Raw genomic sequence first — 25,228 nt, forward strand, 5'->3', positions numbered from 1 at the left:
CAATTACGCGTTTTCGCGGCGGCGGTTGTTGTTGCCGCCCTGGTTGTCACCTTCCAGCGCACGACGCTCGGAGGCCATGGGATCATGCTCGAGGATTTCGCCCTTGAAGATCCAGACCTTGATGCCGCAGACGCCGAAAGCCGTATGGGCTTCAGCGACGCCGTAATCGATGTCGGCGCGCAGCGTATGCAGCGGCACGCGACCTTCGCGATACCATTCCGTGCGAGCGATTTCCGCGCCGCCGAGACGGCCGGCGCAGGTGATCTTGATGCCTTCGGCGCCAAGACGCATCGCGGACTGAACGGCGCGCTTCATGGCGCGGCGGAAAGCCACGCGGCGCTCGAGCTGCTGGGCGATCGACTGCGCGACGAGCGTGGAGTCGATTTCCGGCTTGCGCACTTCAACGATGTTGAGATGCGTCTCGGAGGACGTCATGTCCGAGATCTTCTTGCGAAGCTTCTCGATGTCGGCGCCCTTCTTGCCGATGATGAGACCCGGGCGAGCCGAGTGGATCGTGACGCGGCACTTCTTGTGCGGACGCTCGATGACCACCTTGGCGATGCCGGCGGACTTCAGTTCGTTCATCAGATAGGTCCGGATCGCCAGGTCTTCGTGAAGAAGCTGGCCGTATTCGGCGTTGTCTGCGAACCAGCGGCTGTCCCAGGTCCGGTTGATGCCGAGACGGAAGCCGATCGGATTGATTTTCTGACCCATTATGCAGCCTCCTCAGTGTCGGCAACTTCCCGGACGACGATCGTCAGGTGCGAAAACGGACGCTCGATGCGGGAAGCGCGGCCGCGGCCACGGGCGTGGAAGCGCTTCATCACCATCGACTTGCCGACATAGGCCTCGGAGACGACGAGCGAGTCGACATCGAGATCATGGTTGTTTTCGGCGTTGGCGATCGCCGATTCGAGGGTCTTCTTGACCGTCGAGGCGATGCGCTTGCGGGAGAATTCGAGCTCGGCGAGAGCGCGATCGACCTTCTTGCCGCGGATGAGCGCGGCAACCAGGTTGAGCTTCTGCGGGCTGACGCGGATCGTGCGGGCGACTGCCTGCGCTTCGTTGTCCTTGAGCCGGCGTTCGGTTTTAGCCTTGCCCATGATTACTTCCTCTTCGCCTTCTTGTCCGCGCCGTGACCGTAATAGGTCCGGGTCGGAGAAAATTCGCCGAACTTGTGTCCGACCATTTCTTCCGTGACCAGCACCGGAACGTGCTTGGCGCCGTTGTAGACCCCGAAGGTCAGACCAACGAACTGCGGGAGAATGGTGGAGCGACGGCTCCACATCTTGATGACTTCACTGCGGCCGCCTGCGCGCACCTTCTCAGCCTTCTTGAGAAGATATCCGTCGACAAACGGGCCTTTCCAAACTGAACGAGCCATTTAATGACTTCCTCTCTCAATTAGCGCTTGTGGCGCGAGCGCATGATGAACTTGTCGGTCGACTTGTTCGACCGGGTCCGCTTGCCCTTGGTGGGCTTGCCCCACGGGCTGACCGGGTGACGGCCGCCCGAAGTGCGACCTTCACCACCGCCGTGCGGGTGGTCGACCGGGTTCATCGCGACGCCGCGAACATGCGGACGCTTGCCCTTCCAGATCGAACGACCGGCCTTGCCGTCGTTCGTGTTGCCGTGGTCGGGGTTCGACACCGCGCCGATCGTGGCGAGGCAGGAACCATGCACCAGGCGCTGTTCGCCGGAGTTCAGGCGAAGGATCGCCATGCCCTGGTCGCGGCCGACCAGCTGCACATAGGCGCCGGCCGAACGAGCGATCTGGCCGCCCTTTGCCGGCTTCATTTCCACATTGTGGACGATGGTGCCGACCGGGATGGACTGAAGCGGCATGGTGTTGCCGGGCTTCACGTCCGCGCCCTTCAGAGAAGAGATCACCTTGTCGCCGGCAGCGAGACGCTGCGGGGCGATGATGTAGCTCAGCTCGCCGTCGTCATACTTGATGAGCGCGATGAAGGCGGTGCGGTTCGGGTCGTATTCCAGACGCTCGACGGTCGCTTCGACGTCGAACTTGCGACGCTTGAAGTCCACCAGGCGGTAGGAACGCTTGTGACCGCCGCCCTGGAAGCGCGCGGTGACGCGGCCGAGGTTGTTGCGGCCGCCCTTGGAGTGCAGGCCTTCGGTCAGCGACTTGACCGGCTTTGCCCTTGTGCAGGCCGGACCGGTCGACGATGACCAGCTGGCGCAGGCTCGGGGTGATCGGATTGAATGTTTTCAATGCCATTGTTCTATTCCTCAGAGGCCGGTGGTCACGTCGATGGACTGGCCTTCGACCAGCGTGACGATGGCCTTCTTGACGTCCTGCTGCTTGCCGATCGTGGCCTTGAAGCGCTTGACCTTGCCCTTGCGGATCAGGGTGTTCACGGCCTTGACCTTGACGCCGAAGAGAGCTTCGACGGCGGCCTTGATCTGCGGCTTGGAAGCGTCCTTCGCGACGTTGAAAACAACCTGGTTGTTTTCGGAGACGAGAGTGGACTTTTCCGTGATCGACGGGGTGCGGATCACATCATAGTGGCGAAGGTCAGTCATTTGAACCGCTCCTCGAGGGCTTCGACTGCAGCCTTGGACAGCACGAGCGTGTTGCGGCGCAGGATGTCGTAAACGTTGATGCCCTGAACCGGCAGCACATCCACGTTCGGAATGTTCTGAGCGGCGAGCTTGAAGTTGCTGTCCAGCTCGGCGCCGCCGATGAACAGCGCGTTGCTGAGGCCGAGACCGGCGAACGCATTGACGAGAACCTTGGTCTTGGCTTCGGCCGCCACCAGATTGTCGAGAACGATCAGGGTCTCGGACTTCGCCTTGGCCGAAAGGGCGTGGCGGAGCGCGAGAGCGCGGATCTTCTTGGGCAGGTCATGGGCATGGCTGCGGGTGACCGGACCATGGGCGCGACCACCGCCGCGGAACTGCGGAGCGCGAGCCGAATGGTGACGAGCGCGACCCGTACCCTTCTGCTTGTACATCTTCTTGCCCGTGCGAGAAATTTCGGCGCGGGTCTTGGTCTGATGCGTGCCCTGGCGCTTCTTGGCGAGCTGGTAGCGCACCATGCGCGCGATCAGGTCTTCGCGGGGCTCGAGGCCGAAAATGGCGTCGGAGACCGAGAGAGTGCCGGCGTCCTTGCCTTCGAGAGTCTTAACTACGAGATCCATATCGGCCCCCTTACTTCGCGCGGACGCCAGCCGGACGCGGAGCGTCAGCCGGTACGCCAGCCTTGACCGCGTCGCGGACCAGGATCCAGGAGCCCTTGGAGCCGGGAACGGCGCCGCGAACCAGGATCAGACCACGATCGTCATCGGTCGAAACCACTTCGAGATTCTGCGTGGTCACGCGGGTCGCGCCCATGTGGCCGGCCATCTTCTTGTTCTTGAAGACGCGGCCCGGATCCTGGCGGTTACCGGTAGAACCATGCGAACGGTGAGAGACGGACACGCCGTGCGTGGCGCGGAGACCGCCGAAATTGTGGCGCTTCATGGCGCCGGCGAAGCCCTTACCGATCGAAGTGCCGGTCACGTCGACCAGCTGTCCCGGAACGAAGTGGCTCGCGGCCAGTTCGGTGCCGACATCGAGAAGGTTCTCGGCGGACACGCGGAATTCTGCGAGCTTTGCCTTCGGCTCCACCTGCGCGAGAGCGAAGTTGCCGCGCATGGCCTTGGAAACATTCTTCACCTTGGCGACGCCCGCGCCAAGCTGAACGGCGGTGTAGCCGTTCTTGTCTTCGGTACGCTGGGCGACCACCTGGCAGCCTTCCATGCGCAAAACTGTGACGGGAACATGTTCGCCGGCATCTGTGTAGATGCGGGTCATTCCCACTTTCTGTGCAATTACACCTGAACGCATCGGTTCGTCCTCTTGAGAGTCCCTGACGGGGCAAGCCCCCTCACGCCTCTTTGTTTAAAGATTCCGTGAGGCCTCTCGGCCTTACGGTTTCCCGTTGTTGGAAGCCGTTGGCGGGACCCGCCACGTACCTTCCTTGTTATTCGGCTTTCGCCAGTCTCAGAGCTTGATTTCGACGTCGACGCCTGCGGCCAAATCGAGTTTCATCAGCGCGTCGACCGTTTGCGGTGTCGGATCGACAATGTCAAGTAGGCGCTTGTGCGTGCGCATCTCAAATTGTTCGCGGCTCTTCTTGTCCACGTGCGGAGAGCGGTTGACCGTGAAGCGCTCGATCCGGGTCGGAAGAGGAACCGGGCCGCGAACCTGGGCTCCCGTGCGCTTGGCCGTCGAGACGATTTCGCGCGTGGAGGCATCGAGGATCCGATGATCAAACGCCTTGAGGCGGATGCGGATATTCTGGCCGTTCATTCGACTAGTCCTTAATAAATGTCCGCGATCCGGACACTGTTCTTGTTTCTTATTGAAGGAGGACAGGGGCTTTGAAGGCCCCTGCCCTCGCTCCGTAAACCGTGATGGTTAACGATTACTCGATGATCGAGGCGACGATGCCGGCGCCGACGGTGCGGCCGCCTTCGCGGATGGCGAAGCGCAGCTTTTCTTCCATCGCGATCGGAACGATCAGCTCGACTTCGACGGTGATGTTGTCGCCCGGCATGACCATTTCGGTGCCTTCCGGCAGCGACACGATGCCCGTCACGTCCGTCGTGCGGAAGTAGAACTGCGGACGGTAGTTGGTGAAGAACGGCGTATGACGGCCGCCTTCTTCCTTGGTCAGGATGTAGGCTTCGGCCATGAACTTCTTGTGCGGCTTGACCGAGCCCGGCTTGCACAGGATCTGGCCACGCTCAACGCCATCGCGCTGGACGCCGCGCAGCAGCGCGCCGATGTTGTCGCCGGCCTGGCCCTGGTCGAGCAGCTTGCGGAACATTTCGACGCCGGTGCAGGTCGTCTTGGCGGTGGCGCGGATGCCGACGATTTCGACTTCTTCGCCGACCTTGACGATGCCGCGCTCGACGCGACCGGTCACCACGGTGCCGCGGCCGGAGATCGAGAACACGTCTTCGATCGGCATCAGGAAGGGCTGGTCGATCGGACGTTCCGGGGTCGGGATGTAGGCGTCGACGGCGGCCATCAGTTCGCGGATCGCGTCTTCACCGATCTTCTTGTCGGAATCTTCGAGGGCGGCCAGAGCCGAACCCTTGATGATCGGGATATCGTCGCCCGGGAAGTCGTAGGACGACAGAAGTTCGCGGACTTCGAGCTCGACGAGTTCGAGAAGCTCGGCGTCGTCGACCTGGTCGACCTTGTTGAGGAACACGACGATGGCGGGAACGCCGACCTGACGGGCGAGCAGGATGTGCTCGCGGGTCTGCGGCATCGGGCCGTCGGCGGCCGAGCAGACGAGGATCGCGCCGTCCATCTGGGCGGCGCCCGTGATCATGTTCTTGACGTAGTCGGCGTGGCCGGGGCAGTCGACGTGGGCATAGTGACGGTTGGCCGTCTCATATTCGACGTGCGCGGTCGAGATGGTGATGCCGCGGGCCTTTTCTTCCGGAGCGGCGTCGATCTGGTCATACGCCTTGAACTCGCCGAAATACTTGGTGATCGCAGCCGTCAGCGACGTCTTGCCGTGGTCGACGTGACCGATCGTGCCAATGTTCACGTGCGGCTTATTCCGCTCAAACTTACCTTTTGCCATAGTAGGCTCTCCATTCTCTCGCCCGAAGGCGTAACTTCAAAATCGGGTGGTGTATTCCGGTCAACGCTGACCGGAATACTTAGCCTGGATTTCCTGGGCGACGTTGGCCGGAACCGGCGCGTAATGGTCGAACACCATCGAGTACTGAGCGCGGCCCTGAGACATCGAACGCAGCTTGTCGACATATTTGAACATGTTGGCGAGCGGCACGTGGGCGTTGATCACCACGGACACGCCGCGGCTTTCCTGCCCCTGGATCTGACCGCGACGCGCGTTCAGGTCGCCGATGCAATCGCCGACATAGTCTTCCGGCGTAACGACTTCGACCTTCATCATCGGCTCGAGCAGCTGCGCGCCGGCCTTCTTGGCGGCTTCGCGGAAGCAGGCGCGCGAGGCGATTTCGAAGGCGAGGACCGAGGAGTCGACGTCGTGGAAGGCGCCGTCGATCAGCGTCGCATGAACGCCGAGCATCGGGAAGCCGGCGAGCGGACCGGAGCTCATGACGCTCTGGATGCCCTTTTCAACGCCGGGGATGTATTCCTTCGGAACCGCGCCGCCGACGATCTTGGACTCGAACTTGAACTCTTCGCCATCCGGGTTCGGCTTGAACACCAGCTTGACGCGGGCGAACTGACCGGTGCCGCCGGACTGCTTCTTGTGCGTGTAGTCCTCGGTGTGCTCGCGGGTGATGGTTTCGCGATAGGCCACCTGCGGCTCGCCGACGGTGGCTTCGACCTTGAATTCGCGACGCATGCGGTCGACGAGGATGTCGAGGTGGAGTTCACCCATGCCGGCGATGATGGTCTGGCCCGATTCTTCGTCGGTCTTGACGCGGAAGGACGGATCTTCGGCCGCCAGACGGTTGAGCGCGAGGCCCATCTTTTCCTGGTCGCCCTTGGACTTCGGCTCGATGGCGATCTGGATGACCGGCTCGGGGAATTCCATGCGTTCCAGGATGACCGGCTTCAGCGGGTCGCAGAGCGTGTCGCCCGTGGTCGCGTCCTTCAGACCGGCGAGAGCCACGATGTCGCCCGCAAAGGCTTCTTCATGTCTTCACGGCTGTTGGAGTGCATCTGCAGCATGCGGCCGACGCGCTCGCGCTTGTCCTTGACCGTGTTCATGACCGACGAGCCCTTTTCGAGCTTGCCGGAATAGATGCGGCAGAAGGTGAGCGAACCGACGAAGGGGTCGTTCATGATCTTGAACGCCAGCATCGAGAGCGGCTCGCTGTCGTCGGCGTGACGCTCGATTTCCGCTTCGGTCTTGGCGTCGATGCCCTTGATCGCCGGAATGTCGATCGGCGACGGCAGGAAGTCGACGACGGCGTCGAGCAGCGGCTGAACGCCCTTGTTCTTGAAGGCCGAACCGCAGAAGAACGGGAAGAACTTGACGTCGATCGTGCCGCGGCGGATCAGCGCGCGGATCTGGTCGTTGTCGGGCATGTTGCCTTCGAGATAGGCTTCCATCGCGGCTTCGTCGATTTCGACAACGGTCTCGATGAGCTTCTCGCGGAACTCTTCAGCCTTTTCCTTCAGGTCGTCCGGAATCTCGACGACGTCCCACTGGGCGCCGAGCGATTCGTCGCGCCACACCAGAGCGTTCATCTCGATCAGGTCGACGACGCCCTTGAAATCGCTTTCGGCGCCGATCGGCAGCTGGCAGACGACCGGGGTCGCGCCAAGACGGGTCTTGATCATTTCGACGGAGCGGTAGAAGTCCGCGCCGGTCTTGTCCATCTTGTTGCAGAATATCATCCGCGGGACGTTGTACTTGTCGGCCTGGCGCCAGACAGTTTCCGTCTGCGGCTCAACGCCGGCGTTGGCGTCGAGCAGGGCGACCGCGCCGTCGAGCACGCGCAGCGAACGCTCGACTTCGATGGTGAAGTCGACGTGGCCTGGGGTGTCGATGATGTTGAAGCGGCGCTGCTTGCCGTCGCGACCCTTCCAGAAGGTCGTGGTGGCGGCGGACGTGATGGTGATGCCGCGTTCCTGCTCCTGCTCCATCCAGTCCATCGTGGCAGCGCCGTCATGGACTTCGCCGATCTTGTGGGACTTACCGGTGTAGTAGAGGATACGTTCGGTGGTCGTCGTCTTGCCGGCGTCGATGTGGGCCATGATGCCGAAATTGCGGTAGTCTTCGATCTTGTATTCGCGAGCCATTGGAGACTGCCTTTCTCTCGATGATTACCAGCGATAGTGCGAGAACGCGCGGTTGGCTTCCGCCATCTTGTGCGTGTCTTCGCGCTTCTTGACGGCGGAGCCGCGGTTGTTGGCGGCGTCCAGCAGCTCGCCGCACAGACGATCGACCATGGTCGTTTCGTTGCGCTTGCGGGCGGCGGTGATCAGCCAGCGGATGGCGAGGGCCTGACGGCGCTCGGGACGGACGTCGACCGGAACCTGGTAGGTCGCGCCGCCGACGCGGCGGGAGCGAACTTCCACGTGCGGGGCGATGTTGTCGAGCGCCTGATGGAACAGAGCGATCGGCTCCGCCTTCGCCTTCGCTTGGGCGGCGTCGAAGGCGCCGTAAACGATGCGCTCGGCGACGGACTTCTTGCCATCATACATGATGGCGTTCATGAACTTGGTCACAACCAGATCGCCGAACTTCGGATCCGGATTGATCTCGCGCTTTTCTGCACTATGACGACGGGACATATTTTTCGTCTCTCAACTTGATCAGGGAGCCGCCGCGCGCAAGGCGCGGAGGCGGCCAATATTACTTCGGACGCTTCGCGCCGTACTTGGAGCGGCGCTGCTTGCGGTTCTTGACGCCCTGGGTGTCGAGAACGCCGCGGATGATGTGGTAACGCACGCCCGGCAAGTCCTTGACGCGGCCGCCGCGGATCATCACCACGGAGTGTTCCTGAAGGTTGTGGCCTTCACCCGGGATGTAGCCGATGACTTCGAAGCCGTTCACCAGGCGGATCTTGGCAACCTTACGCAGAGCCGAGTTCGGCTTCTTCGGCGTGGTCGTGTACACGCGGGTGCAAACACCACGCTTCTGGGGGTTTTCCTGCAGAGCAGGAACCTTGTTGCGCTTGACCTGTGCCTGACGCGGCTTGCGGATCAGCTGGTTTACGGTAGGCATGTAACCATCCCTTTAGAAACTGTTTTCCTGGACCCTTTCGGGCACTCGTTACGCCGTCTCCGGCTCTCAAGCATGTCGATGTTTCATGCGCAAAAATCGGATGCACCGCCATAGTGAGCGTGTGGATCCGATGAAACAGAGGATTCCTCCGCAAAAAGAGGAATCATGCGTGCAGCAATCGCAAAACAACGTGCTATGATGAACCTTGTTTGGGACGAACTCCAGGACGCGTCGTCCCGAACCAGCCAGCCCCACATCGGCTCTGATGGTCGGCGTACTAGATGCATTCCCCTTCACAGTCAAGGGGCGGCGCCGTTTTTACGGCAACCGGGTGGAAACCGCGGGTTTGGAGCCGATATGAGCCGAAACCGCACACAGGCGCAAGAATTCGACAACCTTAATCAAGGGTAAAAACCCGCCGCGTCGCTACAATATATTTGTGCCGACCGGCCGGAGTCGATAGATTCGCGTCAACGGCGCCGTTCTCGCGCTTCGCATCCACAGGTGATTCCTCAGGAATCGGTTCGGCAACCGGGGCGACCCGCCCTCTCCCAGACAAAAAGAAAGCGTCACATATGGAAGATCCCGTCAACGACAACGCGCCGAAGGACGGCTTTGTCTTCATCATCATCGGCAAGGCCTATCTCGAAGATGACGAAGACGGCGTCGATGTCCATATCATGCTGCGGGCTCCCGATGACGACACCGCCGTCCGCGAGGCGCTGAACGCGCTGACGGAAGAAGGTTTCCACGAAGCCGACCTCGATCAGATCGGTACGATCATGGGAGAACCCGACGAGGAGCCGCACGCCTCCGCCTATCAGGGCGCGCTCGAAGGCGACGTCTCGATCATCCGGTTTTCCTGACGCTCTTTTGATGCGGATGAGGAGCCCGGCCGCCCAAACCGCGAGGCCGGGCTTTTCTCTCAGAGGATGAAGTCGCTGGCCACGAGCGCGATCTTCCCGCCGAGCATGATCTGAACGTCGGTTTTCCTGTCGCCGTCAAGATCAGTCGAGAGCAGGGTGTTGTCACTTGATACTGTGTAGCGGATCTCGCCTTCCGCGCCGGAAAAGGCGCCCTTCCCTTTGAAGACCAGGTCTCCCACCCCTGCAGGTCGATACGATCGCCCTGAGAATGGGAGAAGTCGTCGATGAAGTCGCGGGCGCTCGGGCCGACGCCGAGCGCCTTGAACGAGGCGAAAACGAACCTGTCGGCCCCCGCGCCGCCACCGAACCATTGCTGGCCGACGCCTGCGGTCAGGCGGTCGTTCCCGTCGTCACCCCAGGCCCAGCCATTGCTGGCGCCGAGCGAGATCTTATCGGCAAATTGAGAGCCGCCGACGGCCTCGATATTCTTCACCGTTTCGATATTGCCGAAGCCGTCGTCGATGATCTGGCCCTTTGACTTCGATAGATCGACGATAGCTCCGTGCTGTTTCAGATCTTCCCACCAGCGGAAGCTGATCTCGTCAATGCCGCCCTTACCGTCGAAACTGTCGGTCCCCGAGATTCCCCGGAACATGTTGTTCTTGCCGTCTCCGACGAACGTGTCGTTGTGATAGGCGCCATAGACGTCTTCGAAGTTCTTGACGGTGTCGACATTGCCGAAGCCGTCCTTTACCGTTCCCTTGGAGAGATCGGCGACGATGCCCTTTTGGCCGTCAAATCGATCGTCGCGGTGATAGCGCAGCGTGTCCTTTCCGCCGCCGCCATCGATGACGTCATTACCCTTCATGCCCATGAAGGATTCATCTTCGGCGCTGCCCGTCATCTTGTCGGCATAAACGGAGCCGCGCAGTTCCTCGAAACCCTCTATCTTATCGGTGTCGCCCCAGCTGTCGGTGACGATGCCCGTCTTCGTGTTAAGCACGATGCCCTTCCTGTCGTCGCTACGCCAATAGGTCTCTTCGTAGCTGAGCGTGTCGAACTCGTCCTTGCCGTCCCCGCCGGTCAGGACATCATCCCCCTCGAGCCGGCGATATAGTCGCCCCCGACCCCACCGATCATCGTGTCGTTGCCGTTGTTGTCGCCGAAGTTCAGGCTGTCGGCACCCTTTCCACCAATGAATTTGTCGTCGCCTTTGGTGAGTTCGGTCATCAGGCCCCAGAGATTTGCGTCGTTGATGTAGCCGGACAAGCTTTTGCCGGAATAGGAGTCCTTCGACACGCTGATGAGCCTGGCGCCATTCTCGTCAAGCAAGTAGACGCCCGTGACCACGCCTGCGACGATCTCTCCGGACCTGAAGGCGAGACCGCTTCCCGCCAGCACGATCTCGGCGCCATTCTTATCCTCGAAGACTGCCTTGGTCGTTGACTTGGTCTTCAGGCTGAGGCTGGACGCGTTGTAGAAATCCTCGAACCAACCAAAGTCCGGCATCCCACTTTCAATTCGGATGGTCGCCATGGATGTCCCCCTGTCGCGTGGGTCCGCGTTGAACTGCGCCATTTCTTAACGGCAAGAATGATCATCGAAGACAACCGCCCGAACAACCCCCAATTGAGTGGCGAACTGTCAATTCAGAACCTAATGATGAAATATGGCGTGTGGAGACGACGGCGGCCGACGGGAGCCTTTAAGTCAGCCCGTGACACTCTACTAAACTCATGCTCGCACGCCCCCGCGGCCGACGCGGGTTTGACTTCCGCCACGATTGATCCGGTCCGTATTGCCAGCGTCTATCATCATGCCTCAACGCAGACGGACGCCATATCTCGCTTAGCCAGACCGCCCATGTCACCAATCGGGGACAAATACGCTACAGAAGGCTCAGCAAGCGCAAACGGGCAAAGGACCATGTCACCGAACGGAGACCCAGGCGGCGATAAAAAAACGCCGGAGGTTTCCCCGGCGTTCCGCATATGGCAGACCGTTACGATCACTCGGCGGCGGAGCGGCCTCGCCGGCCAGATCCTGCAGCATCGGGGTCGCGGCGTCGGCGCCGGAGCTCCGCTTGCGCTCTTTGAGGATCATCTCGTCGCGCGCCGTGGCGATGCGACGGATCTGGGTCATGGTGCCGCCGGTGCCGGCCGGGATGAGACGGCCGACGATGACGTTTTCCTTGAGTCCCTGCAGCGTGTCGCGCTTGCCGGCGATCGCAGCTTCCGTGAGCACCTTGGTCGTTTCCTGGAAGGACGCGGCCGAGATGAAGGACGGAGTCTGCAGCGACGCCTTGGTGATGCCGAGCAGCACGGGCTCGCCGTAAGCAGGCTTCTTGCCTTCTTCGATGAGACGCTCGTTGACCTCGTCCAGCTCGATCCGGTCGACATTGTCGCCCGGGATATAGCTGGAGTCGCCCTGCTCGGTGATCTCGACCTTCTGCAGCATCTGACGCACGATGACTTCGATGTGCTTGTCGTTGATCAACACGCCCTGCAGACGATAGACTTCCTGGATTTCGTTCACAAGGTAGGAAGCCAGAGCCTCCACGCCCTTGATCGCCAGAATGTCGTGCGGCGCCGGGTTGCCGTCGAGGATGTAGTCGCCCTTCTCGATGAAGTCGCCGTCCTGAAGATGGAACGGCTTGCCCTTCGGGATCAGGTATTCGACCGGCTCGACGCCGTCTTCCGCAGGCTCGATGATGACGCGACGCTTGTTCTTGTAGTCGCGGCCCAGACGGATCGTGCCATCGATCTCGGCGATGATGGCGTGATCCTTCGGACGGCGCGCTTCGAACAGTTCGGCCACGCGCGGCAGACCACCGGTGATGTCCTTGGTCTTGGCGCTTTCCATCGGCGAACGCGCAAGCACGTCGCCCTGGCTGACCTTCGTGCCCGGCTCGACCGACAGAATGGCCTCGACCGACAGGAAGTAACGGGCGTCGCCGCCGCGCGCGAGCTTCAGAATGTTGCCCATTTCGTCCTTGAGGACGATGGCGGGCTTCAGATCCGAACCACGCGGGGTCGAACGCCAGTCGATGACCTGACGCTTGGTGATGCCGGTGGATTCGTCGGTCGATTCCGTGACAGACAGACCATCGACCACATCTTCGAACTCGATCCGGCCGGCCACTTCCGTGAGCATCGGGCGGGTATAGGGGTCCCACTCGGCGAGGCGCTGACCGCGCTTCACCTTGTCGCCGTCGTCGACCAGGATCTTCGAACCGTAGGCGACGCGCTGCGACGACCGCTCCACGCCACGCTCGTCGAGAATGGTGATGGACATGTTGCGGCCCATGGCGACGAGATTGCCGTCGGAGTTGCGCAGCAGGTTGCGGTTCTTGAGCTGGATCGTGCCTTCATAGGACGCTTCGAGGAACGAGCTGTCGACCACGGTGGCGGTGCCGCCAAGGTGGAAGGTGCGCATCGTCAGCTGCGTGCCCGGCTCGCCGATCGACTGCGCGGCGATGACGCCGACAGCTTCGCCGATATTGACGGGCGTGCCCCGCGCCAGGTCGCGGCCATAGCAGACGCCGCAGACGCCGGTGCGGATTTCGCAGGTCAGGGCCGAGCGGATGCGAACCGACTGGATGCCGCACTTCTCGATCGCGATCACGTCATACTCGTTGATCATGCGACCCGCCTCGACGATGCGCTCGCCGGTCAACGGATTGTCGATGTCGTCGAGCGCCGTACGGCCGAGGATGCGCGTGCCGATGGAGGCCACGACCTGACCGGCGTCGATGATCGCCGTCATGGTCAGACCCGTATCGGTGCCGCAATCGACATGCGTCACGATGCAGTCCTGCGCCACGTCGACGAGACGCCGGGTCAGGTAACCCGAGTTCGCGGTCTTCAGCGCGGTGTCGGCCAGACCCTTGCGGGCGCCGTGGGTCGAGTTGAAGTACTCGTTGACGGTGAGGCCTTCCTTAAAGTTCGACGTGATCGGCGTTTCGATGATCGAACCGTCCGGACGGGCCATCAGGCCGCGCATGCCGCCGAGCTGCGACATCTGCTTGGGCGAACCGCGGGCCCCCGAATGGCTCATCATATAGATCGAGTTCATCTGCTTCTGACGACCGTCGTCCTTGAATTCGACGGCCTTCAGGCGCTTCATCATCTCGTCGGCGACCTTTTCCGTGGCCTTGCCCCAGGCGTCGACGACCTTGTTGTACTTTTCGCCCTGCGTGATCAGGCCGTCATTGTACTGCTGCTCGTATTCCTTGACGAGGTTTTCGGTCTCGTCGACGATCGTGTATTTCGACGCCGGGATGACCATGTCGTCCTTGCCGAAGGAAATGCCGGCGCGGCAGGCATGGGCGAAGCCCAACTGCATGATGCGGTCGCAGAAGATGACCGTGTCCTTCTGTCCGCAGTGGCGGTAGACCGTGTCGATCATCTTCGAGATGTTCTTCTTGGTCAGTTCCTGGTTGCAGACATCGAAGGGAACCATCGGGTTCTTCGGCAGGAGTTCGCCGACGATCATGCGGCCCGGGGTCGTCTCATAGATCTTCGAGGTCGGCTTGCCTTCGGCGTCGACGCTCTTGAAACGGCCCTTGATCTTGGTGTGCAGGGTCACCGTCTTGGTTTCGAGCGCGTGCTGCAGCTCGCCCATGTCGGAGAACACCATGCCCTGGCCGGGCTCGTTCTCAGCCACGATCGAGAGATAGTAGAGACCGAGAACCATGTCCTGCGACGGCACGATGATCGGCGCGCCGTTGGCCGGATGCAGGATGTTGTTAGTCGACATCATCAGCACGCGGGCTTCGAGCTGCGCTTCCAGTGACAGCGGCACGTGCACGGCCATCTGGTCGCCGTCGAAGTCGGCGTTGAAGGCGGTGCAGACGAGCGGATGCAGCTGGATGGCCTTGCCTTCGACCAGCGTGGGTTCGAAGGCCTGGATGCCCAGGCGGTGCAGGGTCGGCGCGCGGTTCAGGAGAACCGGATGCTCGCGGATGACCTCGTCGAGGATATCCCAGACTTCCGGCTTTTCCTTTTCGACCAGCTTCTTGGCCTGCTTGACGGTCGAGGAGAAACCCTTGGCGTCGAGGCGGGCGTAGATGAACGGCTTGAACAGTTCCAGCGCCATCTTCTTCGGCAGGCCGCATTGGTGCAGCTTGAGTTCCGGACCGGTCACGATGACCGAACGGCCCGAATAGTCGACGCGCTTGCCGAGCAGGTTCTGGCGGAAGCGGCCTTGCTTGCCCTTGAGCATGTCGGAGAGCGACTTCAGCGGACGCTTGTTGGCGCCGGTGATGACGCGGCCGCGACGGCCGTTGTCGAACAGCGCGTCCACAGCTTCCTGCAGCATGCGCTTTTCGTTGCGGATGATGATGCCCGGCGCGCGCAGTTCGATCAGGCGCTTGAGGCGGTTGTTACGGTTGATGACGCGGCGGTACAGATCGTTCAGATCCGACGTCGCGAAACGGCCGCCGTCGAGCGGCACGAGCGGACGCAGATCCGGCGGGATCACCGGCACGACCTTCATGATCATCCATTCCGGACGGTTGCCGGATTCGATGAAGTTCTCGACGATCTTCAAGCGCTTCATCAGCTTCTTCTGCTTGAGATCCGAGGTGGTGTCGGCCAGTTCCGAACGCAGTTCGCCGGCGATGCGCTCGAGCTCGAGGCTCGCGAGCATTTCATAGATGGCTTCGGCGCCGATCATGGCGGTGAACTGGTCTTCGCCGTATTCGTCCACGGCAAGCATATATTCTTCTTCCGTCAGGAGCTGACGCTCCTTGAGCGCGGTCAGGCCCGGCTCGGTGACGATGTAATGTTCGAAATAGAGAACGCGCTCGACATCCTTCAGCGTCATGTCGAGCAGCGTCGAGATGCGCGAGGGAAGCGACTTCAGGAACCAGATATGGGCGACGGGCGCGGCGAGCTCGATATGGCCCATGCGCTCGCGGCGAACGCGCGACAGCGTGACTTCCACGCCGCACTTCTCGCAGATGATACCCTTGTACTTCATGCGCTTGTACTTGCCGCACAAGCATTCGTAATCCTTGATCGGCCCGAAGATGCGCGCGCAGAACAGACCGTCGCGCTCCGGCTTGAAGGTGCGGTAGTTGATGGTCTCCGGCTTCTTGATTTCGCCGTAGGACCAGGAAAGAATCTTCTCGGGCGAGGCGATCGAAATCCTGATGGAATCGAAGACCTGTGCCGGTGCCTGCGGGTTGAAAAGATTCATGACCTCTTGGTTCATGCCTGTCTCCTTGGGGGCGCCAAACCCTGAAATGGAAGCGCTGACGATTCTTGTCGACGAAAATCGTCGCTTCCTAAAAATGGAAAACCGCGGCCTGCGCCGCGCTCCACACCCTCGTCCGACTCAACGCTATGACATGCGAAACGGACCAAAGCGTGACGCGGCGCGCGGGAAAATCCGCGCGCCGCCTCTATGATTTTATTCCGCCGCGTCCGGAAGCTCTCCGGCCGTCTCTTCGACCACCGAGTTTTCGAGCTCCACCGACAGGCCGAGCGACCGCATTTCCTTGACGAGAACGTTGAAGCTCTCGGGAATGCCCGCTTCGAACGTGTCGTCGCCGCGCACGATCGCTTCGTACACCTTGGTGCGGCCGGCCACGTCGTCCGACTTCACCGTCAGCATTTCCTGCAGGGTGTAGGCGGCGCCGTAAGCTTCCAGAGCCCAGACTTCCATTTCCCCGAAGCGCTGACCGCCGAACTGCGCCTTGCCGCCCAGCGGCTGCTGGGTCACGAGCGAGTATGGGCCGATCGAACGGGCGTGGATCTTGTCGTCCACGAGGTGGTTCAGCTTCAGCATGTAGATGTAGCCGACGGTCACCGGGCGGTCGAAAGGCTCGCCCGTACGACCATCATAGAGCTGAGACTGGCCGGTCTCGGAAAGACCCGCTTCCTTCAGCATCACATTGATGTCGGCCTCATGCGCGCCGTCGAACACCGGAGTGGCGATGGAGACGCCCTTCTTGGACTGTTCGGCGAGGCGCACCAGCGACTCGTCGTCGAGATCCTTCACGGGTTCAGCCTTGGGGCCCTGGCCCATCAGCTCATCCATGGTGATCCGCAGCGGTTCGATATTGCCGCCTTCGCGATAGGCTTCGATCATCGCGCCGATCTTCTTGCCCATGCCGGCGCAAGCCCAGCCGAGATGGGTTTCGAGGATCTGGCCGACATTCATGCGCGAGGGCACGCCGAGCGGGTTCAGCACCACGTCGACGGACGTGCCGTCTTCGAGGAACGGCATGTCTTCGACGGGAACGATGCGAGACACCACGCCCTTGTTGCCGTGACGGCCGGCCATCTTGTCGCCCGGCTGGATCTTGCGCTTCACAGCGACGAAGACCTTGACCATCTTCATGACGCCCGGAGGCATTTCGTCGCCGCGCTGGACCTTCTCGACCTTGTCCATGAAGCGCTGTTCGAGCAGCGACTTGGACTCGTCATACTGACCACGGAGCGCTTCGAGTTCGCTCTGCGCCTTTTCGTCTTCGACGGCGAACATCCACCACTGCGAACGCGGATATTCCGCGATCAGGGAATGGGTCAGTTCGGCGCCCTTCTTGAAGCTCTTGGGGCCGGCTATGCCGACATGGCCCTTGAGCATCTCGATCAGACGACCATAGACGTTGCGGTCCAGAATGGCCTGTTCGTCGTCACGGTCCTTGGCGAGGCGTTCGATTTCCTCGCGCTCGATCGCCATGGCGCGTTCGTCCTTTTCGACGCCGTGACGGTTGAACACGCGCACTTCCACGACGGTGCCGTAGGTGCCCGGGGGCATGCGCATGGACGTGTCGCGAACGTCGGAGGCTTTTTCACCGAAGATGGCGCGCAGGAGCTTCTCTTCCGGCGTCATCGGGCTTTCGCCCTTCGGGGTGATCTTGCCGACCAGGATATCGCCCGGCTGAACTTCGGCGCCGATATAGACGATGCCGGCTTCGTCGAGATTCTTCAGCGCTTCTTCCGACACGTTCGGAATGTCGCGGGTGATTTCTTCCGGACCAAGCTTGGTGTCGCGCGCCATCACTTCGAATTCTTCGATGTGGATGGAGGTGAACACGTCGTCCGACACGATGCGCTCGGACAGCAGGATCGAGTCTTCGTAGTTGTAGCCGTTCCAGGGCATGAACGCGACGAGCGCGTTGCGGCCGAGCGCCAGATCGCCGAGATCCGTCGACGGGCCGTCGGCGATGATGTCGCCGCGGTTGACCACGTCGCCCACGGTGACCAGCGGACGCTGGTTGACGCAGGTGTTCTGGTTCGAACGCTGGAACTTCTGCAGGCGGTAGATATCGACGCCGGACTTGCCGGCTTCGAGGCCTTCCGTGGCGCGGATGACGATACGCGTCGCATCGACCTGGTCGACCACGCCGGCGCGGCGGGCGCCGATTGCGGCGCCGGAGTCGCGGGCCACGATCGGCTCCATGCCGGTGCCGACGAACGGCGCTTCGGCGCGCAAGAGCGGCACGGCCTGACGCTGCATGTTCGAGCCCATGAGAGCGCGGTTGGCGTCGTCGTTTTCAAGGAACGGAATGAGCGCGGCGGCGACCGAAACGACCTGCTTGGGCGAAACGTCCATCAGGTTGATCGTGTCGCGCGGCGCGAGCATCACGTCGCCGGCGTGACGGCAGACGACGAACTCTTCCGAGAACGACTGGTCTTCGCCGAGCACGGCATTCGCCTGGGCGATGTAGTACTTGGCTTCTTCCATCGCCGAGAGGTAGATCACGTCGCTTGTGACCTTGCCGTCCACGATCTTGCGATACGGGCTTTCGATGAAGCCGTATTTGTTGACGCGGGCGAAGGTCGCGAGCGAGTTGATGAGACCGATGTTCGGACCTTCCGGCGTTTCGATCGGGCAGATGCGGCCATAGTGGGTCGGATGCACGTCGCGGACTTCGAAGCCCGCGCGCTCGCGGGTCAGACCACCCGGGCCGAGCGCCGACAGACGGCGCTTGTGGGTGATTTCCGACAGCGGGTTCACCTGGTCCATGAACTGCGACAGCTGCGACGAGCCGAAGAATTCGCGGACGGCGGCGGCGGCCGGCTTGGCGTTGATCAGATCCTGCGGCATGACCGTGTCGATCTCGATCGAGGACATGCGTTCCTTGATCGCGCGCTCCATGCGGAGCAGGCCGAGACGATACTGATTTTCCATCAGTTCGCCGACCGAGCGGACGCGGCGGTTGCCGAGGTTGTCAATGTCGTCGATTTCGCCCTTGCCGTCGCGCAGGTCGACCAGCATCTTCACCACGGCGAGGATGTCGTCCTTGCGCAGCACGCGCACGGTGTCGGCCACGTCGAGGTCGAGGCGCATGTTCATCTTCACGCGGCCGACGGCCGAGAGGTCGTAGCGCTCGGCGTCGAAGAACAGCGACTGGAACATGGCCTCGGCCGATTCCATGGTCGGCGGCTCACCCGGACGCATGACGCGATAGATGTCAAACAGGGCGTCCTGACGATTCTGGTTCTTGTCGACATGCAGCGTGTTGCGGATATAGGCGCCCACGTTGATATGGTCGATGTCGAGAACCGGGATTTCGTCGAAACCGGTGTCGAGAATGACCGGAAGCGTCTTCTCGTCGATTTCGTCGCCGGCTTCGAGATAGATCTCACCCGTGTTCGGGTTGACGATGTCCTCGGCGAGGAAGTTGCCGTAGAGATCGTCGTCGGAGGCGCGGAGAGCCTTGAGGCCCTTTTCGGTCAACTGGCGCAGCAGGCGCGGCGTGAGCTTCTTGCCGGCTTCCACCACGACTTCGCCGGTGTCGGCGTCGATGAGGTCGGCGATGACCTTCTGACCCTTCAGCGTGTCGGGCTGGAACGGCACGCGCCATCCCTTGCCGTCGCGCTGGTAGAGCGACTGGGTGTAGAAGGTCGACAGGATGTCTTCGCCGTCCATGCCGAGCGCCATGAGCAGCGACGACACGGGGATCTTGCGGCGACGGTCGATGCGCGCATAGACGATGTCCTTGGCGTCGAACTCGATGTCGAGCCAGGAACCGCGATAGGGGATGACGCGGGCGGCGAACAGCAGCTTGCCCGAAGAATGGCTCTTGCCCTTGTCATGGTCGAAGAACACGCCCGGCGAACGGTGCATCTGGGAGACGATGACGCGCTCGGTGCCGTTGACGATGAAGGTGCCGTTGTTGGTCATGAGCGGCATGTCGCCCATGTAGACGGACTGTTCCTTGATGTCCTTGATCGACTTGGAGCCGGTGTCCTCGTCGATATCGAACACGATCAGGCGCAGCGTCACCTTGAGCGGCGCTGCGTAGGTCAGATCGCGCTGACGGCATTCATCCACGTCAAACTTCGGCGGCTCGAATTCGTAGGACACGAATTCGAGCATAGCCGCGCCGGAAAAATCGGTGATCGGGAACACGGACTTGAATACGGCGTTTAGTCCCTCGTCGGGACGTCCGCCTTCAGGTTCTTCCACCATCAGGAACTGGTCGTAGGACGCCTTCTGAACCTCGATGAGGTTCGGCATCTCCGCCACTTCCGGGATCTTTCCGAAAAACTTGCGTACGCGCCTACGACCATTGAAAGACAGGGTCTGAGCCATCGTCGCTCCTTATCGCTTATAGCATTCGGGCCTGCAACAGACGGAGGGCCGCTGGCCACACGGCTCCGTCATATATCGGGGAACTCTTATCTTTAGAACCCAATACCCAAAAGCCTGGTCCAGGCTTTTGGGTAACAGGTTCACAGCAACGGAAAGAAGAGCGGCCCGAACCGAGCCGCTCTCCACCGTCTGAATTACTTCAGCTCGATCTTGGCGCCAGCCGCTTCGAGCTTCTTCTTCATGTCTTCGGCTTCGGCCTTGGACACGGCTTCCTTGACGGGCTTCGGAGCGCCGTCGACCAGGTCCTTGGCTTCCTTGAGGCCCAGGCCGGTGATGGCGCGGACTTCCTTGATGACGTTGATCTTGTTCGCGCCGGCGTCGGCGAGGATCACGTCGAACTCGGTCTTCTCTTCGACAGCGGCGGCCGGAGCAGCGGCAGCGGCGGCGACAGCCACCGGAGCAGCGGCGGAAACGCCCCACTTTTCTTCGAGCATCTTGGAGAGTTCGGCGGCTTCCAGGACGGTCAGGGCCGAGAGGTCTTCAACGATCTTTGCGAGATCAGCCATTTTTGTATTCCTTATTTAGGTTCGATCTTGGTTGGTTCAAGTGACAGCGAAGTACCGCCTTATGCGGCTTCGCTCTTCTCGGCATATGCGTTGAAAACGCGGGCCAGCTGGCCAGCCGGGGCCTGAAGAACGCCAGCAATGCGGGTGGCCGGGGTCTGAATCATACCCACAAGCTTCGCACGCAGTTCATCAAGCGACGGCAGGGTCGCAAGCGCCTTGACGCCTTCAGCGTTCAGCGCAGTCGCGCCCATCGCACCGCCAATGATGACCAGCTTGTCGTTGGTCTTGGCGAATTCGGACGCGATCTTCGGAGCCACGATCGGGTCTTCGCTGAAGCAAATCAGCGTTTGACCCTTGAACAGATCACCGATCTGTTCGGACTCAGTGCCTTGAAGAGCGATCTTGGCCAGGCGGTTCTTCGCGACCTTTACGGTGCCGCCGGCAGCGCGCATTTTCGAACGAAGATCGTTCATCTGCGCGACCGTGACGCCGGAATAGCTCGCCACGACGACTGAGCCCGAAGCCTTGAAGACTCCGTTCAGTTCGGAGACGAATTCGCGTTTTTCCGCTCTATCCACTGTCTCACTCCAGTAGGTGACGCCGCGAGAATGCAGAGTCACCGGGTTGCCTTTTGCCGCATGGGAGCGATCCCAAGCGACGCTTGAGGATCCTGTCCCCTCGCGCGCATCCCCTCGGGGATACAGCACAAGGCATCCAAGGTTCGAACCGTTCTTTGCGGACATTCATCCGCGGAAATCGGATCTTACCCGTCTCATGCAGGCCAATTGATTAAGGTAGGCCCACCTGCAATCTCGGACAGGAACTTTGCCGGCGAACCGGCAATTTCCAGCCCGAAGGCTGGAAACCATGCTCGGCGCCCGAACGCTCGGGCGCCGGAATTCCATCAGGCGGTCAGCGACGACGGATCGACCTTGACGCCAGCGCCCTGGGTCGAGGAGATCGCGATCTTCTTGACATAGTTGCCCTTGGCGCCGGCCGGCTTGGCCTTGACCACGGCGTCGGCGAACGCCTTGATGTTTTCTTCGAGCGCCTTGGCGTCGAAAGAGGCCTTGCCAACGCCGGCATGCACGATGCCGGCCTTTTCAACGCGGAATTCGACCGCGCCGCCCTTGGACGCCTTGACGGCGCCGGCGACGTCGACGGTCACGGTGCCGACCTTCGGGTTCGGCATCATGCCGCGCGGGCCGAGAACCTTGCCGAGACGGCCGACGAGCGGCATCATGTCGGGGGTCGCGATGCAGCGATCGAAGTCGATCTTGCCGCCCATGACGGTTTCGAGCAGGTCTTCCGCGCCGACGATGTCGGCGCCGGCGGCCTTGGCTTCGTCAGCCTTGGCGCCGCGCGCGAAGACCGCGACGCGGACATTCTTGCCCGTGCCGTTCGGCAGGTTGACCACGCCGCGGACCATCTGGTCGGCATGGCGCGGATCAACGCCGAGATTCATCGAAATTTCGATGGTTTCGTCGAACTTGGCGACAGCGCGTTCCTTGACCATCGAAATGGCGTCGGAAACGACATAGGCCTTGTTCGGGTCGATGCCTTCGGTAATCTTCTGCAGACGCTTTGCAAGCTTCGCCATCTATCAGCCCTCCACTACCAGGCCCATGGCGCGGGCGGAGCCCTCGATCATGCGCATCGCGCCGTCGATATCGGCGGCGTTCAGATCTTTCATCTTGGCTTCGGCGATCTTGCGCACCTGGTCGGCGGTGATCGAACCGGCCTTGGCCTTGCCCGGCGTCTTGGAGCCGGAGGTGATCTTGGCTTCCTTCTTGAGGAAGTAAGACACCGGCGGCTGCTTCATCGCGTAGGTGAAGGACTTGTCCTGGTAATAGGTGATGACGACCGGGATCGGCATACCCTTTTCCATTTCCTGCGTAGCCGCGTTGAACGACTTGCAGAATTCCATGATGTTGATGCCGCGCTGACCGAGCGCAGGACCAATCGGCGGCGACGGGTTCGCCGAGCCGGCCTTGACCTGCAGCTTGAGCTGGCCTGCAACTTTCTTAGCCATTTCTCTGCCTTTTTCACACAAGGTTCAGATCGACATGCGACCATGAACCGACTGGACCGGTTGCCCGGCCTGTTTGCCGATTCGTCAGAACCGGCGGCTGCGGTTGCGTGGTGCGGCGTTCAGAAGGATCCGGCTAGAGATCCGCGCCTTCCACGCGAGACGCCGGCAAGCCGGCGTCCGGAGATCAGACCTTTTCGACCTGACCGTATTCGAGCTCGACCGGAGTGGCGCGCCCGAAAATCGATACTTCCACCTTGAGGCGGGAGCGCTCCTCGTCGACATCCTGAACGATGCCGTTGAAGGAGGCGAAGGGACCGTCCGCGACGCGAACCTGCTCGCCGATCTCGAACGAGACCGTCGGCTTGGGATGCTCGACGCCGTCCTGCACCTGGTTGAGGATGCGGTCGGCTTCGGAGTCGGGTATCGGAACCGGCTTGGACTCGGAGCCAAGGAAGCCGGTGACCTTCGGCGTATTCTTGATGAGATGGTAGGCCTCGTCGGTGAGGTTCGCGCGAACCATCACATAGCCCGGGAAGAACTTGCGCTCGGAATCGACCTTCCGGCCGCGGCGCACTTCAACCACCTTCTCGGTCGGAACCACGATCTTTTCGAACAGATGGCTCAAGCCCTTCTGGCGAGCCTTGTCCTCGATCGATTCGGCGACCTTCTTCTCGAAATTCGAATAAGCGTGAACAATATACCAGCGCGCAGCCATCAGAAATTCTCCGAACCGATCAACCGAGGATAAGGGAGATGGCATAACCCATCACCCAATCGGCGGCAAAGAAGAACACCGCGGCAACGCCGGCCATGACGAACACCATCATGGTCGAGATCATCGTCTCGCGCCGCGTAGGCCAAGTAACTTTCGACGTCTCGGAGCGGACCTGCTGCAGAAACGTGAATGGATTGGTTTTCGATGCCATTGACTGCTCACGCCATTTCGGCGCGTAAAGCCGGTTTTCCAGCCCCACGCGCCGCGTGTCTGTTTGAACCCTACATAACCGCCGATTCCCTTTTTCACAAGAGGGAAAATACGGCGTCTTCCGCATTCTTAATTTGCGTTTACGCTTTCAGGAATGCGGTGAACTGGCAGGGGCAGAGGGGCTCGAACCCCCGGCCTACGGTTTTGGAGACCGTCGCTCTACCAACTGAGCTATACCCCTACTCGCCTTCGACGTCGTTCGCTGAGAAGCGCCCTTCGTCTCGGACAGCGGCTGATTATTCAATTCGTTCTGAAAACACAAGCGCTTTTTTACAGGTCGGGGATCACAATTCACAAATGTCCCTCGCCTGCTCGGGCGCTCGCGGACTTCGAGCGACAGAAGAAAAAGCCCGGGCGCGTCGCCGCGGCCCGGGCTTTGTTCGTCGTAAGGGGCCGGTCTGTCAGCCGAGATCGTCGACCACGGCGTCGCCCTTGCCGCTGATGCGGTGGGCAAGGGCGGCTTCCATGAACGGGCTGATCGCGCCGTCGAGCACGTCGGACGGGGCCGAACTCTCGACGCCGGTGCGCAGGTCCTTCACCATCTGGTAGGGTTGCAGCACATAGGAGCGAATCTGGTGGCCCCAGCCGATATCGGTCTTGGACGCCGCCTCGGCATTCGCCGCCGCTTCGCGTTTTTCGAGTTCGACCTCGTAGAGTCGCGACCGCAGCATGTCCCAGGCCTTGGCCTTGTTCTTGTGCTGTGAGCGCTCCTGCTGGCACGCCACCGCGATTCCCGAGGGAATATGGGTGATGCGCACCGCCGAATCGGTGGTGTTGATGTGCTGGCCGCCCGAGCCCGACGCGCGGTAGGTGTCGATGCGGCAGTCGCTTTCGTTGATCTCGATATTGATCGAGTCGTCGACGACCGGGTAGACCCAGACAGACGAGAACGAGGTGTGGCGACGCGCGTTCGAATCATAAGGAGAGATTCGCACGAGGCGGTGCACGCCCGATTCGGTTTTCAGCCAGCCATAGGCGTTGTGGCCCTTGACCAGAATCGTCGCCGACTTGATGCCGGCTTCTTCGCCGTCATGCATTTCCAGCACTTCGACCTTGAAGCCCTGGCGCTCGGCCCAGCGGGTGTACATGCGCAGCAGCATGTTGGCCCAGTCCTGGCTCTCGGTGCCGCCGGCGCCGGAATGGACTTCCAGATAGGTGTCGTTGCCGTCGGCTTCACCCGACAGCATCGCCTCGACCTGGCGCCGGTTGGCTTCCGCGAGCATGTCCTTGAGGGAGGCTTCCGCCACCTGCACGATCTCGTCGTCGTCCTCCATCTCGCCGAGCTCGATGAGGTCGATGTTCTCCTGCAGGCTCGCCTCGAACTTGCGGACGCTGGTGATGCTGTCGTCCAGCTGCTGGCGCTCGCGCATCAGTTTCTGGGCTTCGGAGGGGTCGTTCCAGAGATTGGGATCTTCGGCCTTGTTGTTCAGCCAATCCAGACGTCTTACGGCCTGATCCCAGTCAAAGATGCCTCCTCAGCAGGCTTATGGCCTGCTTGATTTCGTCGATGACATTGATTGTTTCGTTGCGCATGTGCGG

Annotated in this window: 21 protein-coding genes, 1 tRNA gene and 3 pseudogenes; 1 reads left to right on the top strand and 24 read right to left on the bottom strand. The window is 61.3% G+C overall.

Going from position 1 to position 25,228, the window contains the following annotated elements; translation table 11 throughout:
* Positions 1-3: 3 nt before the first annotated feature.
* From rpsC to rpsL, 12 genes and pseudogenes are all read right to left on the bottom strand, one after another.
* Complete coding sequence (gene rpsC / locus H2O14_RS03080) at positions 4-714, bottom strand: 30S ribosomal protein S3 (protein WP_182826471.1); 711 nt, start codon at positions 712-714, stop codon at positions 4-6.
* Positions 714-1,103, bottom strand: a complete 390-nt coding sequence (rplV, locus tag H2O14_RS03085; RefSeq protein WP_182826472.1) for a 50S ribosomal protein L22 — start codon at positions 1,101-1,103, stop codon at positions 714-716. The genes rpsC and rplV overlap by 1 nt, the downstream gene beginning before the upstream one ends.
* Before the next feature lie 2 nt (positions 1,104-1,105).
* Positions 1,106-1,384 (bottom strand): 30S ribosomal protein S19, encoded by a 279-nt coding sequence (gene rpsS / locus H2O14_RS03090; RefSeq protein WP_137156075.1) that lies wholly within the window; start codon positions 1,382-1,384, stop codon positions 1,106-1,108.
* A gap of 20 nt (positions 1,385-1,404) precedes the next feature.
* A pseudogene (gene rplB / locus H2O14_RS03095) lies at positions 1,405-2,236 on the bottom strand (50S ribosomal protein L2).
* A gap of 11 nt (positions 2,237-2,247) precedes the next feature.
* Positions 2,248-2,541: a 50S ribosomal protein L23 gene (locus H2O14_RS03100; protein ID WP_182826473.1), complete on the bottom strand. Its 294-nt coding sequence runs from the start codon at positions 2,539-2,541 to the stop codon at positions 2,248-2,250.
* Complete coding sequence (gene rplD, locus H2O14_RS03105) at positions 2,538-3,158, bottom strand: 50S ribosomal protein L4 (protein WP_182826474.1); 621 nt, start codon at positions 3,156-3,158, stop codon at positions 2,538-2,540. The genes H2O14_RS03100 and rplD overlap by 4 nt, the downstream gene beginning before the upstream one ends.
* Positions 3,159-3,168: 10 nt before the next feature.
* Entirely contained in the window at positions 3,169-3,846 is a 678-nt protein-coding gene (gene rplC, locus H2O14_RS03110) for a 50S ribosomal protein L3 (protein WP_137156079.1), read from the bottom strand.
* A gap of 156 nt (positions 3,847-4,002) precedes the next feature.
* The gene (gene rpsJ, locus H2O14_RS03115; RefSeq protein ID WP_137156080.1) at positions 4,003-4,311 is read right to left on the bottom strand and encodes a 30S ribosomal protein S10; all 309 of its coding nucleotides are present in this window, start codon (positions 4,309-4,311) and stop codon (positions 4,003-4,005) included.
* A 115-nt stretch (positions 4,312-4,426) separates the two neighbouring features.
* Positions 4,427-5,602, bottom strand: coding sequence for an elongation factor Tu (gene tuf / locus H2O14_RS03120; RefSeq protein WP_182826351.1), 1,176 nt, complete (start codon positions 5,600-5,602; stop codon positions 4,427-4,429).
* A 60-nt stretch (positions 5,603-5,662) separates the two neighbouring features.
* Positions 5,663-7,761: pseudogene (fusA, locus tag H2O14_RS03125) on the bottom strand (elongation factor G).
* 24 nt (positions 7,762-7,785) lie between these two features.
* On the bottom strand, positions 7,786-8,256 hold the full coding sequence (gene rpsG / locus H2O14_RS03130) for a 30S ribosomal protein S7 (RefSeq protein ID WP_137153565.1): 471 nt from the start codon (positions 8,254-8,256) through the stop codon (positions 7,786-7,788).
* Positions 8,257-8,317: 61 nt separating this feature from the next.
* Positions 8,318-8,689 carry a 30S ribosomal protein S12 gene (rpsL, locus tag H2O14_RS03135; RefSeq protein WP_137153564.1) on the bottom strand — a complete coding sequence of 124 codons (372 nt, stop codon included), beginning with the start codon at positions 8,687-8,689 and terminating at the stop codon, positions 8,318-8,320.
* A gap of 575 nt (positions 8,690-9,264) precedes the next feature.
* Between rpsL and H2O14_RS03140 the strand changes: the two genes are divergently transcribed.
* A complete protein-coding gene (locus tag H2O14_RS03140) occupies positions 9,265-9,555 on the top strand; it encodes a transcriptional regulator (protein WP_182826475.1) in 291 nt (96 codons plus the stop codon).
* Here H2O14_RS03140 and H2O14_RS03145 read toward each other — a convergent pair.
* The 12 genes and pseudogenes from H2O14_RS03145 to prfB form a co-directional block, all read right to left on the bottom strand.
* Positions 9,539-10,558 carry a calcium-binding protein gene (locus H2O14_RS03145; RefSeq protein WP_182826476.1) on the bottom strand — a complete coding sequence of 340 codons (1,020 nt, stop codon included), beginning with the start codon at positions 10,556-10,558 and terminating at the stop codon, positions 9,539-9,541. The two genes, H2O14_RS03140 and H2O14_RS03145, sit on opposite strands and share 17 nt — an antisense overlap.
* A gap of 80 nt (positions 10,559-10,638) precedes the next feature.
* Complete coding sequence (locus H2O14_RS03150) at positions 10,639-11,064, bottom strand: hypothetical protein (RefSeq protein ID WP_182826477.1); 426 nt, start codon at positions 11,062-11,064, stop codon at positions 10,639-10,641.
* 513 nt (positions 11,065-11,577) lie between these two features.
* A pseudogene (rpoC, locus tag H2O14_RS03155) lies at positions 11,578-15,771 on the bottom strand (DNA-directed RNA polymerase subunit beta'); the annotation flags it as partial.
* 198 nt (positions 15,772-15,969) lie between these two features.
* The gene (gene rpoB, locus H2O14_RS03160; protein WP_182826478.1) at positions 15,970-20,106 is read right to left on the bottom strand and encodes a DNA-directed RNA polymerase subunit beta; all 4,137 of its coding nucleotides are present in this window, start codon (positions 20,104-20,106) and stop codon (positions 15,970-15,972) included.
* Between the two features lie 194 nt (positions 20,107-20,300).
* Positions 20,301-20,672 carry a 50S ribosomal protein L7/L12 gene (rplL, locus tag H2O14_RS03165; protein ID WP_182826479.1) on the bottom strand — a complete coding sequence of 124 codons (372 nt, stop codon included), beginning with the start codon at positions 20,670-20,672 and terminating at the stop codon, positions 20,301-20,303.
* Positions 20,673-20,731: 59 nt separating this feature from the next.
* Positions 20,732-21,250: a 50S ribosomal protein L10 gene (gene rplJ / locus H2O14_RS03170; RefSeq protein ID WP_137153694.1), complete on the bottom strand. Its 519-nt coding sequence runs from the start codon at positions 21,248-21,250 to the stop codon at positions 20,732-20,734.
* Positions 21,251-21,576: 326 nt separating this feature from the next.
* On the bottom strand, positions 21,577-22,272 hold the full coding sequence (gene rplA, locus H2O14_RS03175; RefSeq protein ID WP_182826480.1) for a 50S ribosomal protein L1: 696 nt from the start codon (positions 22,270-22,272) through the stop codon (positions 21,577-21,579).
* A gap of 3 nt (positions 22,273-22,275) precedes the next feature.
* Positions 22,276-22,704 carry a 50S ribosomal protein L11 gene (gene rplK / locus H2O14_RS03180; protein ID WP_182826481.1) on the bottom strand — a complete coding sequence of 143 codons (429 nt, stop codon included), beginning with the start codon at positions 22,702-22,704 and terminating at the stop codon, positions 22,276-22,278.
* A 184-nt stretch (positions 22,705-22,888) separates the two neighbouring features.
* Positions 22,889-23,419: a transcription termination/antitermination protein NusG gene (gene nusG / locus H2O14_RS03185; RefSeq protein WP_182826482.1), complete on the bottom strand. Its 531-nt coding sequence runs from the start codon at positions 23,417-23,419 to the stop codon at positions 22,889-22,891.
* 19 nt (positions 23,420-23,438) lie between these two features.
* Positions 23,439-23,630 (bottom strand): preprotein translocase subunit SecE, encoded by a 192-nt coding sequence (secE, locus tag H2O14_RS03190; protein WP_182829253.1) that lies wholly within the window; start codon positions 23,628-23,630, stop codon positions 23,439-23,441.
* A gap of 164 nt (positions 23,631-23,794) precedes the next feature.
* Positions 23,795-23,870, bottom strand: a tRNA-Trp gene (locus H2O14_RS03195).
* A 220-nt stretch (positions 23,871-24,090) separates the two neighbouring features.
* Positions 24,091-25,222 (bottom strand): peptide chain release factor 2 gene (prfB, locus tag H2O14_RS03200; protein WP_182826483.1). Its coding sequence is split into 2 segments (ribosomal slippage): positions 24,091-25,152 and positions 25,154-25,222, totalling 1,131 coding nucleotides; the frame shifts between segments, so codons are not numbered across the junction.
* Positions 25,223-25,228 lie beyond the last annotated feature (6 nt).

It is taken from the genome of Rhizobium sp. G21 (assembly GCF_014158035.1).
Lineage (GTDB): Bacteria > Pseudomonadota > Alphaproteobacteria > Rhizobiales > Rhizobiaceae > Rhizobium_E.